The following is a 14,973-nucleotide window of genomic DNA, read 5'->3' as shown; positions in this document are numbered from 1 at the left end:
CAGCCTCACTTGTAATGCACCCGCTTCTCGATGAAGCGGAACTGGATGAAGGTGAAGACCATGATCAAGCCGATCAGGATGATGCTTTGCGCCGACGCGCCGGAATAATTGAGCCCCTGGAAGGCCTCGTCGACGATACGGTAGACCATCACCTCGGTGCCGCGGTTCGGGCCTCCACCGGTGACGGAATGCACGATGCCGAAGGTATCTGCCCCGACAAACCCCTCGGTCATCATGGTCACGAGCAGGAAGAACAGTGTGGGCGCCAGAAGCGGCACCTGCACGTCGATGGCGCGGCGAAAGGGGCCGGCGCCATCCATGGCGGCGGCTTCGCCGAGCGCCCGCGGCACCGATTGCAGGCCGGCGAGCAGGAAGATGAACGTATAGCCCGACCACTTCCAGATGAAGATGATGATGACCAGTGCCAGTGCATGGCTGCCGTATTTCGCCGGGTTCCAGAGATCGGGCGACAGCGCGTTGATCGACGCAGCAAGTCCCCGCTCGGGCGACAGGATGAAGCGGAAGGCCATGCCGGCAGCCGGTCCTGCAATGGCGAAAGGCAGGATGTAGAAGAAGCGGAAGAAGCCGGAGCCGGGCAGCTGCCGGTCCACCGCCAGCGCCAGCGTAAGGCCGATCAGAATGCAGAAGAACGGACCAACCGTTGCAAAGATCAGGCTGACGATCACCGAATTCCAGTAGAAGGGATCGGCCAGCACCTCTCTGAAATTGGCAAAGCCGACAAGTTCGGCCACCCCGCCAAACGGTGGCTCAAGCGTGAAGGCCCAGTTCACGACGGCTGTTACCGGCCAGTAGAAGAACAGAAGGATCAGAATGAGTTGTGGCAGTGCAAACAGCACGGGCAACCACCAGCTCTTGAAAACGGCGCGTTTTTCCATGAGTTGACCAATGGCACGGGGATCAGCAGGAGACTGAGCCTGCCGGCAGTTGCGGCAGGCTCAGTCGATGGTGTCGGTCAACAGACGGGATCAGTTCAGCTTCTGACCGGCATAGGTCTTTTCGAAGCGGCGCAGGACGGCGTTGCTGCGCTCGGCAGCCTGGTCCAGTTCCTTCTGAACATCGGCATCCTGCATGAAAATGGCTTCCAGCGCGGTCGACACTTCCTTTCGGATCTGCGTGAAGCCCCCCAGCCGGATGCCACGCGTGTTTTCCGAGGTGGGCGTGTAGGTCAGGCTGGCAATGGCCAGTTCGCGGCCCTTGTAAGGCGCCTTGTCGTAGAAGCCGTTGGCCTTCATGGCATCAAAGCCGGTCTTGGTAACCGGGATGTAGCCGGTGACCGTGGACCACCATTGCGCCATTTCCGGCGTGGCGATGAAGTTGAGGAAGGCAGCCGCACCCTTGTATTCCGCGTCCGGACGGCCGGCCATGACCCACAGCGAAGCGCCGCCCACGAGCGAGTTCTGGCGCTCGGTGCCGGCCCAGACGGGCAGCATGACCACATCCCATTTGACGCCTTCCGGCAGGGTCTTCCCGACGGTGCCATGATCGGCAATCGAGGTCTGGATCATCTGGCAGGTCTGCGAGGTGAAGGCGGGCACGATATCCATGCCGAGCTGCTTGGTCTTGACGACGAACAGCTGCTCGTCCTGCATCTTCTTGAAGAACTTCACATGGTCAACGAACTTCGTCTTGTTGAACACGACTTCGGCGTCGAGCCCCTGATAGCCATTGGCCTTGGTGGCGATCGGCTGATTGTGGATGGCGGAAAACTGCTCCAGCATCGGCCATGTGTCGAAGTTGAAGCCGAGCGGGCAGTCAAAGCCTGCGGCCTTCAGCTTGCGGGCAGCTTCTTCCACCTGTTCCCAGGTGTCCGGCTTGAAGGTGATGCCCGCCTTTTCAAAGGCGCTGGCATTGTAATAGAGCATCGCCGTGGATGAGTTGAACGGGAAGGACTGCAATTCGCCGGAAGCGGTTGCATAATAGTTGGCGATGCCGCCGAAATAATTGCCCCAGTCGATCGCGTAGCCATTATCGGCCATCAATTGCTTCGCCGGAAGGAAAGCACCGGACAGCATCAGGTCGAGTGTGCCGGCGTCGTAGATCTGGGTGATGGCGGGCTGTTTCTTGGCGCGGTAAGCGGCAATGGTGTTTTGCAGCGTGGTGTCATAGCCGTTCTGCGAGGTGCAGACGATCTCGTAATCAGCCTGCGTTTCGTTGAACATGCGGCACGCATCCTGCACGCGTTCGCCCAGATCGCCGGAAAGACCGTACCAGAATTCAAACTTGGTCTTTTCTGCAAGAGCCGGTGCAGGGGCCAGTGCCGAAGCAGCCAACAACCCGGTAAAGATGGTCTTCAGAACGGAAATTTTCATAGCACGCACCTCGCTTTCGGAAAGACTTCCAGCCCCACCCTTCCGGAAATCGATGACTTCCTAGCGAGAATTTGTGAACCACCGCGTTCAATTACGTGAATAATCAATGAATTTAAGATTACATAGATGGCGAAAAGAAAGATCCATCGGAAAAATCATGAAATATGTAGAGAAGTCTATTCAATTACTCAAAACCAAAAAGATATCGAAATTTTTATCTGATTGACGACCGAACACCCGCATGGAGCGTGTTTGAGAAAGCAGACTGCACCGGGACTGCATCCCCTCCCCATCCCTGACGAGACGGCGGCAACGGCCGGGCTATGTGGGGATACGCCCCGGATCGGGTCACCAGATAGCGCGCCGAAGCCTTTGGCCAGACCGGACCGCTTGATGAAGCCCGGCACCCGCCTGAGCGGTCACCATTTTTCGGCCTCGCCTTGAACTCCGGCCGTTGATAGCCACCACGGCCCAGGATGCTGGCAGCAAGAACGGGGCGCAGCCCCTCGGGGAACGCCTGCCTCCGGCAGCGCATACATCCGCCCCCAGAATGCAAAAAGGCCGCCCCGGAGGGCGGCCTTTTCTCCAGCAGGGCTGGAAACCTTAGCGCGAATAGAATTCGACGATGAGGTTCGGTTCCATCTGCACCGGGTACGGCACTTCCGAGAAGGACGGCACGCGGGTGAAGGTGACGGTCATCTTGCTGTGGTCAGCGGCCAGGTATTCCGGCACGTCACGCTCGCTCGACTGGGAAGCCTCGAGAACCAGAGCGAGCTGCTTGGAGCGGTCGCGGACCTCGATGACGTCGCCCGGGCGGCAACGGTAGCTGGCGATGGTAACGCGCTTGCCGTTGACCTTGACGTGGCCGTGGTTGACGAACTGACGGGCAGCGAACACGGTCGGGACGAACTTGGCGCGGTAGACGATGGCGTCCAGGCGGCGCTCCAGCAGGCCGATCAGGTTCTCGGAGCTGTCGCCCTTCATGCGCGAAGCTTCGGTGTAAACCTTCTGGAACTGCTTTTCGGAGATGTTGCCGTAGTAGCCCTTGAGCTTCTGCTTGGCGCGCAGCTGCACGCCGAAGTCGGAGAGCTTGCCCTTGCGGCGCTGGCCGTGCTGGCCGGGGCCGTATTCACGCTTGTTGACCGGGCTCTTGGAGCGGCCCCAGATGTTCTCGCCCATGCGGCGATCAATCTTGTACTTTACGCTGTGGCGCTTCGACATCGCTGTTTCCTTGTGTCGGTTGGCTCATTTTATAAGGAAACGCGCCCTCCTTTACCCCGTTCGCAAGGAACAGGATCGACAGGGGTCCAGCTGAACGGCGCCGGCCGGAAAACCCCACGGGTGCGTGGACCGGCGAGGCAAAGCCCCGCACGGATCGCGGGTGCATAGACGAGGCAGGGGCGAATGTCAAATGCAGGCAGGCATCTCAGCCGTTTTTGCGCACAATCCTGCGGTTTTTCCTAAACCAGCAAGGAGAGGCCAAAGCCCTGCATCAGGCGGCGGGTGGCAAAATCCGGCGAGTCTGACGTGAAAACCACCCGGTCAGGCCGGGAATCGGCGCGCAGCACGTCCATCACAGGCACGATGCGCCGCGCCTGTCGGGCGATGGCCTCGGCCGGATCGATCCAGTCCACCGGCCAGGGGGCAAGGCGGCGGAAGACATTGGCAAGGAAGGGGTAATGAGTGCAGGCCAGCACGACGATATCCGTGCGCGCGCCTTGCCTTTCATAGAAGCACTCGCAGATCTCGGCCGTCAGCGCCTCGTCATCAACGCCCTCGCCCCGGATATAGGCCTCCGCCATGCTGGCGAGACTGACCGAGCCGACCAGCCGCACATGGCACTGGCTGGCAAAAGACTGGATCAGATCGCGCGTGTAGGCGCGCTTCACCGTGCCGGGGGTTGCCAGCACGGAAACAAGACCCGAGCGGGTGCGCTCAGCCGCCGGCTTGATGGCCGGCACCGTGCCGACGAACTTCATGTGCGGGAAGGCAGCGCGCAGATCCGCGCCGGCAAGGGTGAAGGCCGTGTTGCAGGCCACCACCGCCACCTCCGGGTCAAACCGGTGCAGGAGATCGCGGAACAGGGAGATGAGCCGCGCCTTCAGCGCCTCCTCCTCCCAGCCGCCATAGGGAAAGCCTGCATCGTCAGCCACATAGACAAAGCTGCGCTCGGGCATCAGCACCCGCGCCTCGCGCAGCACCGTGAGCCCGCCTATGCCAGAGTCAAAGACGAGCACCGGTTTTGTCATTCGTGGTCATCCTCTTTTACTGGCCCTTGCGCAGCCTCTTCGCCCGCGCCGTCCTCACTGACACGGCGGGCGCCATCCGGCTGATCCTTGCGCGGCCGTGTGGGCCGGCCTTCCAGTGCCGCGATGATGCCGCGAAGCGTCTTCACTTCGTGGTCGGTCAGCGTGGCCTTCTGGAAGATATTGCGGATATTGCGGACAATGTGTGGCCGCCGCTCGACGGGACGGAAAAAGGACACCCGGTCCAGCGCCCCTTCCAGATGCTCGAACAGGCGCAGGATATCGTCCTTGGCCGCAGGCGGGTTGGCATCCACATCCAGAGCAAAGGGCAGCGCACCGGCGGTGGCCGTCTTGCGCCACTCATAGGCACAGACCAGCACCGCCTGGGCGATGTTGAGCGAGGCGAAGTTGGGATCAACCGGCAGGGTCAGGATTTCGTCCGCCAGCGCCACTTCCTCATTGTTGAGGCCCCAGCGCTCGCGCCCGAAGAGATAGCCCGTGGCCATGCCCTTGGCGCCCAGCGGCACAACCCGGGCTGCCGCTTCATCCGGCCCGCGCACGGGCTTGGCGACTTCGCGCGAGCGGGCGGTGGTGGCGTAAACAAAGGTGAGATCGGCAATCGCCGCCTCCACGCTGTCGAACACCTGCACCTTGTCGATCACGTGGTCGGCACGGGAGGCGGCCGCGCGGGCCTTCTCGCTCGGCCAGCCGTCACGCGGGTTGACGATGCGCAGGTCGGTGAGGCCGAAATTGGCCATGGCACGGGCGGCCGTGCCGATGTTCTCGCCAAGCTGCGGTTCGCACAGGATGACGGCCGGCGGGCGCACGTCCACGCTCAGGGCTTCATCGCGGATATTTGCGTTTCTGGTCATGGGCCGGGGATTTAGCGGAAAGCGGCGGCAAATTCCAGCGCCAGCAGCAGCCTAGACGCCCCTTGCGGCCAAATTGTCCAACTGATTGCGGCAGATCGTCCATTCATGCCGCAGGCCGGCGCAGCCATCATGGTCCCAAGAGGACGGGCAAGGCCGTTTCCCTCACCGGGGAAGCGCGGGAGATCCCGTCCGCATGAGGAATGAGGAGGAACTCCATGCGCACCCAGGTCGTCATCATTGGCGCGGGCCCATCCGGCCTGCTGCTGTCCCAGCTTCTGCATCTGTCCGGCATCGATTGCCTCGTGCTGGAGCGCAAGAGCCCGGATTACGTGCTCTCGCGCATCCGCGCCGGGGTGCTGGAACAGGGCATGGTCCACATGCTGGAAAAGGCAGGCGTGGCGGAGCGCATGCACAAGGAAGGCCTGCCGCATGACGGCTTCACCCTTTCGGTCGGCGAGACGCGCCTGCGCATGGACCTCAAGGGCCTGACCGGCACACCGGTGATGGTCTATGGCCAGACGGAAGTCACCCGTGACCTGATGGAGGCCCATTCGGCCCGGGGCGCGCAGGTGATTTATGACGCAGAAGACGTGACGCCGCTCGACTTCGATACGGATCATCCCCGCGTCACCTGGAAGAAGGACGGGGTGACACACGAGATCGCCTGCGACTTCATCTGCGGCTGCGACGGCTATCATGGCGTCGCCCGGGCGAGTGTTCCGGAAAAAGCGATCACAACATATGAAAAGATCTATCCATTTGGCTGGCTTGGCATTCTCTCGCATGTGCCGCCCTGCGACCATGAGCTGATCTATTCCAACCACCCGCGCGGCTTCGCCCTCGCCTCCATGCGCTCGCACACGCTCAGCCGCTACTATGTGCAGGTGCCGCTCGACACGCCGCTGGAGGAATGGCCGGACGAGCGCATCTGGGACGAGCTGAAGCTGCGCCTTGGCGAGGAAGCCGCCGCCAACATGAAGACCGGCCCTTCCATCGAGAAGAGCATCGCACCGCTGCGCAGCTTTGTCGCCGAGCCGCTGCGCTTCGGCCGGCTGTTCCTGGCCGGTGACGCGGGACACATCGTGCCGCCGACCGGCGCCAAGGGGCTGAACCTTGCCGCTTCGGACATCCACTACCTGTCGTCCGGCCTTATCGAATATTACGGCGAGAAGTCCAGCGCAGGGATCGACGCCTATTCGGCCAAGGCGCTGGCACGCATCTGGAAGGCGGAACGCTTCTCCTGGTGGATGACCACCCTGCTGCACCAGTTCCCGGAACTGGGCGCCTTCAACGCCCGCATCCAGCAGGCCGACATGGACTATCTGGCCAGCTCCAAAGCCGCCCAGACCAGCCTTGCCGAAAACTACGTGGGGCTGCCTTACTGAGGCGGGTCTTGCCGGGCAGCATCGGAAAGGGGGCTGTCCGGCGCGCCGCCACCCGTGTGGCGGGCGCGGAAGTCGGCGGGGGCTTCGCCGGTTTCCTTTCGAAACACGCGGGAGAAATAGGCAGGATCCTCGAAGCCGAGGTCATAGGCCACCTGCGAGACGGAAAGCCCCGAGAAGGCCAGCAGACGCTTGGCTTCCAGAATGAGCCGGTCACGCACATTCTGCGCCACGGTGCGGCCGGTAAACAGGCGGCAATAGCGGTTGAGCCGCTGCACCGTCAGGCCCATTTCCGCCGCATAGGCCTCCGCCCCCTGCCCGCTGCGGAACATGTCTTCCACCAGTTGCCGGAAACGGAACAGCGAGAAGCCGGGCGTCCGGTCGGCAGAACCTGCCACTTCTCCGGGAAAGACAATCAGCAGGCTGAGTGCCACCAACGGCCGGAAGAAGGCCCGCCGCCGCGCGCCTTCGTCAAACTCCCGCGCCATCTCGCCGAAATAGAACGCCAGCCGTGCTTCATGCCCTTGCGGATGCAGGAGCGTGTTGCCGGCCGAGGTCAGCGCCGCCCGCTCCGCATCGCTGCGGCTTTCGCCACCCGCCACCAGATAGTCGGGCGTGAAGGAAACCACATAGCCTTCCGTTTCCGGTGAAAAGCTCCAGCCATGCAGCACGCCCGGCGGGGTGAAGGCAATGCCGCCCGCCCGGATCTCCCGCTCCCCATCCGCCTCGATCAGACGCCCGCCGCCCTTCGAGATATGGAGGATCTGCGCCAGATGCTGATGAGCATGCAGCTCCAGTTGCCAGCCCAGCGCCAGCGACCGCGCCCGGATCGTTTCAATGTGAAAGAAATCAAATTCGGAAGCCCCCTCCGTCTCACCATACAGGTGATAGCGCGGCAGGGATGCGGCGGCGCTCATGGGGCGAGGCCTTGCTGGAAACACAGGTGCCGCCGCCTTTCACGGCAGGCCTCTCCGCCCCCCTCCCCCTCGTGGGGAGGGGTGAGGGGTGGGGGGCACAGCTCCGGCATCCTTTGAAAGCTTTCCTGGACGGGCACAGAGAGATGGGACAAGGGCCACTTTGAAGCATGAGCCGCTTCAGCGTTCGGCTGGCTCAGAGCCCCCCACCCCTTACCCCTCCCCACGAGGGGGAGGGGAACTGAAACGCCGCACCATGCGAATAAGCCGGCATTCTCCCAACAGGTCAATCCGCCGCTCATCCTGTCCTGCCCGATCCCCATCACATCCCCCTCCCCGGCAGAAATTCAGCCTGCCGCGTGGTGGGCGTGCCAGTGCCAGGCGATGTCGATGCGCCGGGCGAGCCAGACCTTTTCATGTGATGCGACATAATCGAGGAAGCGCGCCAGAGCCGCAGCCCGGCCAGGGCGGCCCACGAGACGGCAGTGCAGGCCGATGTTCATTATCTTCGGGCTGCCCGCCTCGCCTTCGGCGTAGAGCGTGTCAAAACTGTCCTTCAGATAGGCAAAGAACTGATCGCCGGAGTTGAAGCCCTGAGGCGTCGCAAAGCGCATGTCGTTGGCGTCCAGCGTATAGGGGATCACCAGATGCGGGCCGGAGGGGCCTTCCACCCAATAGGGCAGATCATCGGCGTAACTGTCGCTGTCATAGAGGAAGCCGCCCTCCTCCATCACCAGCTTGCGGGTGTTCATGGAGCAGCGGCCGGTGTACCAGCCGAGCGGGCGCGAGCCTGTGACTTCTTCATGCAGGCGGATGGCCTCCTGCATGTGCGCCCGCTCTTCCTCTTCGGCCATGTTGGCATATTCGATCCACTTGAGCCCGTGGGAGGCGATTTCCCAGTCGGCCTCCTTCATGGCCGCAACCACATCCGGATTGCGGGCGAGCGCGGTGGCAACACCATAAACGGTGACGGGGATATTGCGGCTGGTAAACATGCGCCACAGGCGCCAGAAGCCGGCACGCGAGCCGTATTCGTAGATGGATTCCATGTTCCAGTGGCGCTGGCCGGGCCACGCCTGCGCCCCGACGATTTCCGACAGGAAGGCTTCGGAGGCGGCATCCCCGTGCAGGATGTTGTTCTCCCCGCCCTCCTCGTAATTGATCACGAACTGAACAGCCACATTGGCCTCGCCGGGCCATTGCGGATCGGGGATCTGGCGGCCATAGCCAACGAGATCACGCGGGTAGGATGCGTCCATGCGCCTTCAAATCCTTTTGCAAATCAACTCGCAAACAGGATCCATGGAAGCCGGAACGGACCGCTTTGGCAAGCCGTGTTCTGACAGCAGGCGCTGCAAAGAAATTAATCAGCCGCGCCGCACCGTCCTCTGCGGGCTGGCGCGGACCGGGACAGGGATCAGCACCGGCTCGCCCGGCATGGCGTGGAAAGCCTGCTCGCGGCGGCCACGGCCGCGGTCATTCCCGCCATCGCGCGGCAGCATCATGACGGCCGTTCCCATCGCGGCTGAGCCCAGCGTGATGATGAAGCCGAAGGCGAGCAGGATAACGGGCACCGCCGGATCACTGGCATTGGCGACCAGATCATAGAGCCCGCCCGCATTGGAGGCAAAAAGACCGCCCACCACCACCAGCGCCACGGCAGAACCGGACAGGGCATTGACCGCCAGAAGCCGCAGCAGCGGATTTTCAGGCAGAAGCTTGCCCGGACGAAGTCTCAGACGCAGACGGGACAAAACGGGCATGAACGGAGCCTCCTCATGCGGCAAAGCAATTTCGCCATATTGAAACAATGCCCCTCCCAGCCCTGGCAATCAATCCTCCAAAAGGCGGCAAAACGTCTCTTTGAATTTTATGTTTCCGCCCCCTTAAAGATCGTTCCGTAAACACTATATACCCAACCGATATATATCGATATGATACGTCGAAAGCTCCGTGTGCGGGCTTTTTGCGAAGGAACCATCCAAATGAGTGTACGCCGCCTCTGCCTTGCCATGCTCTCGGAGGGAGATGCCACAGGATACGAGATCCGCAAGGAGGCGACTTCAGGCTGTTTCAGCTACTTCGAGGATGCGAGCTACGGGTCGATTTATCCGGCACTGGCAAAGCTGGAGAAGGAAGGTCTCGTCACCATGCGGGAAGAGAAGCAGCCCGGCAAGCCGGCCCGCAAGGTCTACAGCATCACCCAGACCGGGCGCGACGCCCTGCTGGACATGCTGAGGGAGGACTTGCCGCCGGACATCTACCGCTCGCCCTTCCTTCTGGTGGCCATGAGCGCGGAGCAGGTGGGCGGTAAGGCCATCCGCAGGGCGATTGACCTGCAGATTGAACAAACCCGCCACAAACTGCAGCAGTTGAGCGAGCTGAAGTCCAGGATCACGGACAAGCCGCTCAACAGGGGCATACTTTGGGGCATCAACTACGGCATCGACTGCATGATCCAGAAAATCGGCTACCTGGAAGCCAATCGCGCCGAGCTGGAGGCGATTGCCGACGGTGACGGCAATGGATCACAGCCTCAGGCGGCTGCACCTGTCCAGACACCGCAAGCCGCCGAATAAGCAGATCCTGACCAACGGAGCGAATTTCATGCGTGTTAATTTCTCTGTGCTGCTGGCCGCAGGCATTGCCGGTGGCGTTGGCCTGTGGATGTGGAGCGGCACTCTGGTGGTCGGTGGACTGGGGGACGAGGCCCATGCAGCCCCGCCCATTGCCGAACGGCAGAACGCTGCGGATGTGAAGCCCTTCCGTGTCCAGGTGGCCCGGCTTGTGGCCGAACCGCGCTCGGCCATGCTGGAGGTGCGCGGCAGCACCGAAGCCTTCGCCAAGGTTTCTGTGCGCGCCGAAACGGCGGGGCGGATTGTCGAACGCCCGGCCCGCGAAGGCGGCACGGTGAGCGCTGGCGATGTGCTTTGCGTGATCGACAAAGGCACACGCGAGGCCCGCGTGCTGGAGGCAAAGGCCGTCCTTGCACAGGCCCGCGCCGATTATGACGCCGCAACGCAGCTCAGCTCGAAAGGCTTTGCCACGGAAAACCGCGTGGCTGCGCTGAAGGCATCCCTTGATGCCGCCGATGCGCGCCTGCAGGAAGCCGAGCTGGAGCTGGACCGCACCGTCATCCGCTCGCCCATTGCCGGCGTGGTGGAAAGCCCGATGGCGCGTGTCGGCGATCATCTTTCCGTGGGCGCGGCCTGCGGCACGGTGGTCAATTCCGATCCGATGATCGCCGTCGGTCAGGTGTCCGAGTTGAATATTTCAGGCCTCAGCCTCAACATGCCGGCCACCGTCGAGCTGGTCGGCGGCACGAGGATGGAAGGCCATGTGCGCTACATCGCACCGGCCGCCAATCCCGACACCCGCACCTTCCGCGTGGAAGTGGAACTGCCCAACCCGGACGGCCTTGCCCGCGACGGCGTAACCGCCGTTACCCGGCTGGAGCTGTCGCAAGGCCTGGCCCACCGCGTCAGCCCGGCGATCCTGACGCTGGATGATGATGGACGCGTCGGGGTGCGCAGCGTCGATGCGGACAACCGGGTGCGCTTCCTGCCGGCCGCCATAGCCGGCGGTGAGGCCGATGGCATCTGGATCACCGGTCTTCCGGACACGGTTGACGTCATCATCGTCGGACAGGACTTCGTCGGGGAAGGACAGCTGATCGAGCCGGTGATGAACACGGGAGCAAACGGATGACCAGTGCGCTTGAAGCCATTCTGCGCCGTCCCAAAACGGTGCTCATGCTCCTGCTGGCGCTCGTCTTTGGCGGGACGCTCAGCTACATAACCATCCCCAAGGAAGAAAACCCGGATATCGACGTCCCGGTCTTCTATGTCTCCATATCCCAGCAGGGCATTTCGCCGGAAGACGCAGAGCGCCTGCTGGTGCGGCCCATGGAGACGGAGCTGCGCGGCCTTGACGGCCTGAAGGAACTGACGGCCATCGCCTCGGAAGGCCATGCCGGCATCGTGCTGGAATTCGACATCTCGTTCGACAAGGACAAGGCGATGTCGGATGTGCGCGACAAGGTGGATCAGGCCAAGTCCAAGCTGCCCGCCGATGCGGACGAGCCAACCATCTCGGAAACCAACTTCGCCCTCGCCCCGACCCTGACCGTAGCCCTGTCCGGCAGTGTCCCCGAGCGCACGCTCTACACCTATGCCCGGCGCCTGAAGGACCAGATCGAGGCCGTGGACACCGTCCGCTCCGCTGATCTGGCAGGTCACCGGGAAGAACTGCTGGAAGTGCTGATCAACAGCCGCAAGCTGGAATCCTACGCGATCACCCAGCAGGAGCTGATCACCTCCCTGACGCAGAACAACCAGCTGGTGCCCGCCGGCTTCCTTGACAGCGGATCGGGACGCTTCAACGTCAAGGTTCCCGGCCTTCTCGAAACGGCGGAAGATGTCTATTCCCTGCCGCTGAAACAGGCGGGCGAAGGCGTCGTCACGCTGGGCAATGTGGCTGAAATCCGCCGCACCTTCAAGGATGCCACCTCCTTCATCCGCGTCAATGGCGAACCGGCGATTGCGCTCAATGTGACCAAGCGCATCGGCACCAATGTGATCGAGAACAATGCCGCTGTCCGTGCCGTCATTGCCGAGGCAACGAAGGACTGGCCGCAGACAATCCGCGTCAGCGTCATGCTGGACATGTCGGAGAACATTTTCGAGGTTCTCGGCTCGCTGCAGTCCTCGATCCTGACAGCCATCTTCCTCGTCATGGTACTGATCGTCGGCTCGCTGGGCCTGCGCTCGGCGCTTCTGGTCGGCCTTGCAATTCCAACATCCTTCATGGTCGGCTTCCTGATCCTGGCCGGGCTTGGCTACACCGTAAACATCATGGTCATGTTCGGCCTCGTGCTGACCGTGGGCATGCTGGTGGATGGTGCCATCGTCATGGTGGAATATGCCGACCGCAAGATCGCCGAGGGCATGGAGGACCGGGAGGCCTATATCCGTGCGGCCAAGCTGATGTTCTGGCCGATCTTCTCCTCCACGGCGACGACCCTTGCCGCCTTCCTGCCCATGCTGATGTGGCCGGGTGTGGCCGGCGAGTTCATGAGCTATCTGCCCATCATGGTGATCATCGTGCTGGCAGCCTCGCTGCTGACGGCAACGGTCTTCATCCCGGTCACCGGCGGTCTCTTCGCCACCGTGTTCCACTGGATGGCACGCCATGCGGCGGTGGTTCTGGCCCTGGTCTTTGCGGCCCTGGCCGCCACGACGGTTCTCACGGCTCCGGCCCTTGCCGCGCTGCCCGCACTTGCCGTGAATGGCCTTGCCATCGCAGCCTTCATCCTGGCCGGTTTTGTCAGCCACCGGCTGCTCGTCCCCGCCGTTGCCATCCTGAAGCGGCGCGCGGCCCTGCGCGCCGAAGAGGCACGGCAGGAGGCGGAGGTCCTCTCCGGCAACCATGCTTTCGACGTGCGCGAGGTTACCGGCCTCACCGGCCTCTATGTGCGCGGGCTGAAACTGCTGGCAGGGAACCCCATCGGCAATCTCGTAGCCCTTGCCGCCATGGCCGGGCTCTGCGTCTTCATCACCATCGGCTTCATGACCCACAGCACGGGTGTCGAATTCTTCGTCGATGAAGAGCCGAAGCAGGCGGTGGTGCTGGTCTCGGCCCGCGGCAACCTGTCAGCAGCCGAGGCCCGCGACCTTGTGATGGGTGTTGAACGGGAAGTGCTGCAGACCGCTGGCGTGATGAATGTGGTCACCTCCGCCTTCCCCCCCGGCGGCAGCGGCGGCGGCCCGTCGCTCGATGGCCCGCGTGACAAGCCTGCCGACGTGATCGGCGAACTGCAGCTTGAGTTCGAGGATTATTGCTGCCGCCGCAAGGCCGTGGAAATCTTCCAGGAAATCCGTGAGCGCACGGCCCCCCTGCCCGGCATCAAGGTGGAAACCCGCAAGATCGAGGGCGGCCCGCCGACCGGCAAGGACATCCAGCTTGAGGTGAAATCCACCGACTACAAGACACTGACCGAAACCATTGCCCGCATCCGCGAGCATGTGAACACCATGCCTGACCTGATCGATCAGGAGGATGACCGCCCCCTGCCCGGCATCGAATGGCAGATCACCATCGACCGTGCCCATGCCGGGCGCTATCAGGCCAGCATCGTGCCGGTGGGCAGCATGGTGCAGCTTGTCACCAACGGCGTGCTGATCGGCAAGTACCGCCCGGCAGACAGCGAGGACGAGGTGGACATCCGCGTGCGCCTGCCGCGCGATGAACGCACGCTCGACCGGTTTGACGAGCTGCGCCTGCAGACGCCGCTTGGACTGGTGCCGCTTGCCAACTTCATCAAGCGCGAGGCGGCACCGAAGGTCTCCTCCATCACCCGGCGTGACGGCCTTTATTCGATGATGGTGAAGGCCACCGTCGATCCGGCCTCCGGTTTCACACCGGACGACAAGGTGAAGGAGCTGGACAGCTGGCTGAAGACGCAGGACTGGCCCTCGAATGTCCTCCTGGCCTTCCGCGGCGCCGACAAGGACCAGAAGGAGTCCGGCGAGTTCCTGATGAAGGCGATGATTGCATCGCTCTTTCTGATGTTCCTGATCCTGCTGACCCAGTACAACTCGTTCTACCAGACCTTCCTGACCCTCACGACCGTGGTCCTGTCGGTCTTTGGCGTGCTGCTGGGCATGTGGGTGACGGGGCAGAAGTTCTCGATCATCATGACCGGCACGGGCATTGTCGCGCTGGCGGGTATCGTGGTGAACAACGCCATCATCCTGCTGGACACGTTCAACCGCTTCCGGGAAGACGGCCTGCCCACGCTGGACGCCATCCTGAAAACCTCGGCCCAGCGCCTCAGACCGATCATGCTGACCACGATCACCACGATTGCTGGGCTCATTCCGATGGCCGCCCAGATCAATCTGGACTTCCTCAACCGGGAAATCGCCCTCGGCGGCGTCACCTCCGGCTGGTGGGTGCAATTGTCGACGGCGGTGATCTTCGGCCTCGGCTTCTCCACCCTGCTGACCCTGCTGCTGATCCCGGTGATGATCGCCATGCCGGGTGTCTGGGCAGGCCTTGCCGTGAGGCTCTGGCAACGGATGACCGGCAAAAGACCGGGCTCCGGCTCGGGATCAGACGAGGGCGCAGGCCGGCAGGCCGCCAACAGCCCCGGAACCCCGATGACCAGCGCTGCGGAGTAGACCCAAGGCCCAAAAAGCAAAAGCCCCCGTCCGATGGATGGGGGCTTT

The 14,973-nt window shown here is 62.7% G+C and carries 12 protein-coding genes; 4 read left to right on the top strand and 8 right to left on the bottom strand.

Annotation, left to right across the window (positions count from 1 at the left end):
* Nucleotides 1-5 precede the first annotated feature (5 nt).
* The 5 genes from IF10I1_RS07500 to IF10I1_RS07480 form a co-directional block, all read right to left on the bottom strand.
* A complete protein-coding gene (locus IF10I1_RS07500) occupies nt 6-896 on the bottom strand; it encodes a carbohydrate ABC transporter permease (protein ID WP_186391974.1) in 891 nt (296 codons plus the stop codon).
* 90 nt (nt 897-986) lie between these two features.
* Nucleotides 987-2,330, bottom strand: a complete 1,344-nt coding sequence (locus IF10I1_RS07495; RefSeq protein ID WP_186391975.1) for an extracellular solute-binding protein — start codon at nt 2,328-2,330, stop codon at nt 987-989.
* 603 nt (nt 2,331-2,933) lie between these two features.
* Complete coding sequence (gene rpsD, locus IF10I1_RS07490) at nt 2,934-3,551, bottom strand: 30S ribosomal protein S4 (RefSeq protein ID WP_019964611.1); 618 nt, start codon at nt 3,549-3,551, stop codon at nt 2,934-2,936.
* Nucleotides 3,552-3,790: 239 nt separating this feature from the next.
* On the bottom strand, nt 3,791-4,579 hold the full coding sequence (murI, locus tag IF10I1_RS07485) for a glutamate racemase (RefSeq protein WP_186391976.1): 789 nt from the start codon (nt 4,577-4,579) through the stop codon (nt 3,791-3,793).
* Nucleotides 4,576-5,448: an RNA methyltransferase gene (locus IF10I1_RS07480; RefSeq protein ID WP_186391977.1), complete on the bottom strand. Its 873-nt coding sequence runs from the start codon at nt 5,446-5,448 to the stop codon at nt 4,576-4,578. The genes murI and IF10I1_RS07480 overlap by 4 nt, the downstream gene beginning before the upstream one ends.
* Before the next feature lie 215 nt (nt 5,449-5,663).
* Here IF10I1_RS07480 and pobA point away from each other — a divergent pair, with 215 nt between their 5' ends.
* Nucleotides 5,664-6,833 carry a 4-hydroxybenzoate 3-monooxygenase gene (gene pobA, locus IF10I1_RS07475; RefSeq protein ID WP_186391978.1) on the top strand — a complete coding sequence of 390 codons (1,170 nt, stop codon included), beginning with the start codon at nt 5,664-5,666 and terminating at the stop codon, nt 6,831-6,833.
* On the opposite strand, the gene IF10I1_RS07470 is transcribed toward pobA, so the two are convergent.
* The 3 genes from IF10I1_RS07470 to IF10I1_RS07460 form a co-directional block, all read right to left on the bottom strand.
* Entirely contained in the window at nt 6,827-7,747 is a 921-nt protein-coding gene (locus IF10I1_RS07470; protein ID WP_208977177.1) for a helix-turn-helix domain-containing protein, read from the bottom strand. The two genes, pobA and IF10I1_RS07470, sit on opposite strands and share 7 nt — an antisense overlap.
* Before the next feature lie 344 nt (nt 7,748-8,091).
* Nucleotides 8,092-9,003 (bottom strand): allantoinase PuuE, encoded by a 912-nt coding sequence (gene puuE, locus IF10I1_RS07465; RefSeq protein WP_186424415.1) that lies wholly within the window; start codon nt 9,001-9,003, stop codon nt 8,092-8,094.
* A 108-nt stretch (nt 9,004-9,111) separates the two neighbouring features.
* Nucleotides 9,112-9,507, bottom strand: a complete 396-nt coding sequence (locus tag IF10I1_RS07460; protein WP_208977178.1) for a hypothetical protein — start codon at nt 9,505-9,507, stop codon at nt 9,112-9,114.
* Between the two features lie 222 nt (nt 9,508-9,729).
* On the opposite strand from IF10I1_RS07460, the gene IF10I1_RS07455 reads away from it, so the two are divergent.
* The 3 genes from IF10I1_RS07455 to IF10I1_RS22925 are packed head-to-tail and all read left to right on the top strand — an operon-like array spanning nt 9,730 to nt 14,925.
* Nucleotides 9,730-10,323 (top strand): PadR family transcriptional regulator, encoded by a 594-nt coding sequence (locus IF10I1_RS07455; RefSeq protein ID WP_050472632.1) that lies wholly within the window; start codon nt 9,730-9,732, stop codon nt 10,321-10,323.
* 28 nt (nt 10,324-10,351) lie between these two features.
* Nucleotides 10,352-11,452 carry an efflux RND transporter periplasmic adaptor subunit gene (locus IF10I1_RS07450; RefSeq protein ID WP_094462074.1) on the top strand — a complete coding sequence of 367 codons (1,101 nt, stop codon included), beginning with the start codon at nt 10,352-10,354 and terminating at the stop codon, nt 11,450-11,452.
* Nucleotides 11,449-14,925 (top strand): efflux RND transporter permease subunit, encoded by a 3,477-nt coding sequence (locus IF10I1_RS22925; protein ID WP_186391979.1) that lies wholly within the window; start codon nt 11,449-11,451, stop codon nt 14,923-14,925. The genes IF10I1_RS07450 and IF10I1_RS22925 overlap by 4 nt, the downstream gene beginning before the upstream one ends.
* Nucleotides 14,926-14,973 lie beyond the last annotated feature (48 nt).

This window comes from Pannonibacter sp. I15F10I1 (assembly GCF_900185665.1).
GTDB lineage: Bacteria > Pseudomonadota > Alphaproteobacteria > Rhizobiales > Stappiaceae > Pannonibacter > Pannonibacter indicus.
The sequence above is the reverse complement of the archived record's forward strand: the minus strand, read 5'-3'. Positions and strand labels throughout refer to the sequence as shown.

Excerpts from the sequence above, each read along its gene's own strand:
- IF10I1_RS07500 (WP_186391974.1), bottom strand. The coding sequence starts at position 896 with ATGGAAAAACGCGCCGTTTTCAAGAGCTGGTGGTTGCCCGTGCTGTTT.
- IF10I1_RS07495 (WP_186391975.1), bottom strand. The coding sequence starts at position 2,330 with ATGAAAATTTCCGTTCTGAAGACCATCTTTACCGGGTTGTTGGCTGCT.
- rpsD (WP_019964611.1), bottom strand. The coding sequence starts at position 3,551 with ATGTCGAAGCGCCACAGCGTAAAGTACAAGATTGATCGCCGCATGGGC.
- murI (WP_186391976.1), bottom strand. The coding sequence starts at position 4,579 with ATGACAAAACCGGTGCTCGTCTTTGACTCTGGCATAGGCGGGCTCACG.
- IF10I1_RS07480 (WP_186391977.1), bottom strand. The coding sequence starts at position 5,448 with ATGACCAGAAACGCAAATATCCGCGATGAAGCCCTGAGCGTGGACGTG.
- pobA (WP_186391978.1), top strand. The coding sequence starts at position 5,664 with ATGCGCACCCAGGTCGTCATCATTGGCGCGGGCCCATCCGGCCTGCTG.
- IF10I1_RS07470 (WP_208977177.1), bottom strand. The coding sequence starts at position 7,747 with ATGAGCGCCGCCGCATCCCTGCCGCGCTATCACCTGTATGGTGAGACG.
- puuE (WP_186424415.1), bottom strand. The coding sequence starts at position 9,003 with ATGGACGCATCCTACCCGCGTGATCTCGTTGGCTATGGCCGCCAGATC.
- IF10I1_RS07460 (WP_208977178.1), bottom strand. The coding sequence starts at position 9,507 with ATGCCCGTTTTGTCCCGTCTGCGTCTGAGACTTCGTCCGGGCAAGCTT.
- IF10I1_RS07455 (WP_050472632.1), top strand. The coding sequence starts at position 9,730 with ATGAGTGTACGCCGCCTCTGCCTTGCCATGCTCTCGGAGGGAGATGCC.
- IF10I1_RS07450 (WP_094462074.1), top strand. The coding sequence starts at position 10,352 with ATGCGTGTTAATTTCTCTGTGCTGCTGGCCGCAGGCATTGCCGGTGGC.
- IF10I1_RS22925 (WP_186391979.1), top strand. The coding sequence starts at position 11,449 with ATGACCAGTGCGCTTGAAGCCATTCTGCGCCGTCCCAAAACGGTGCTC.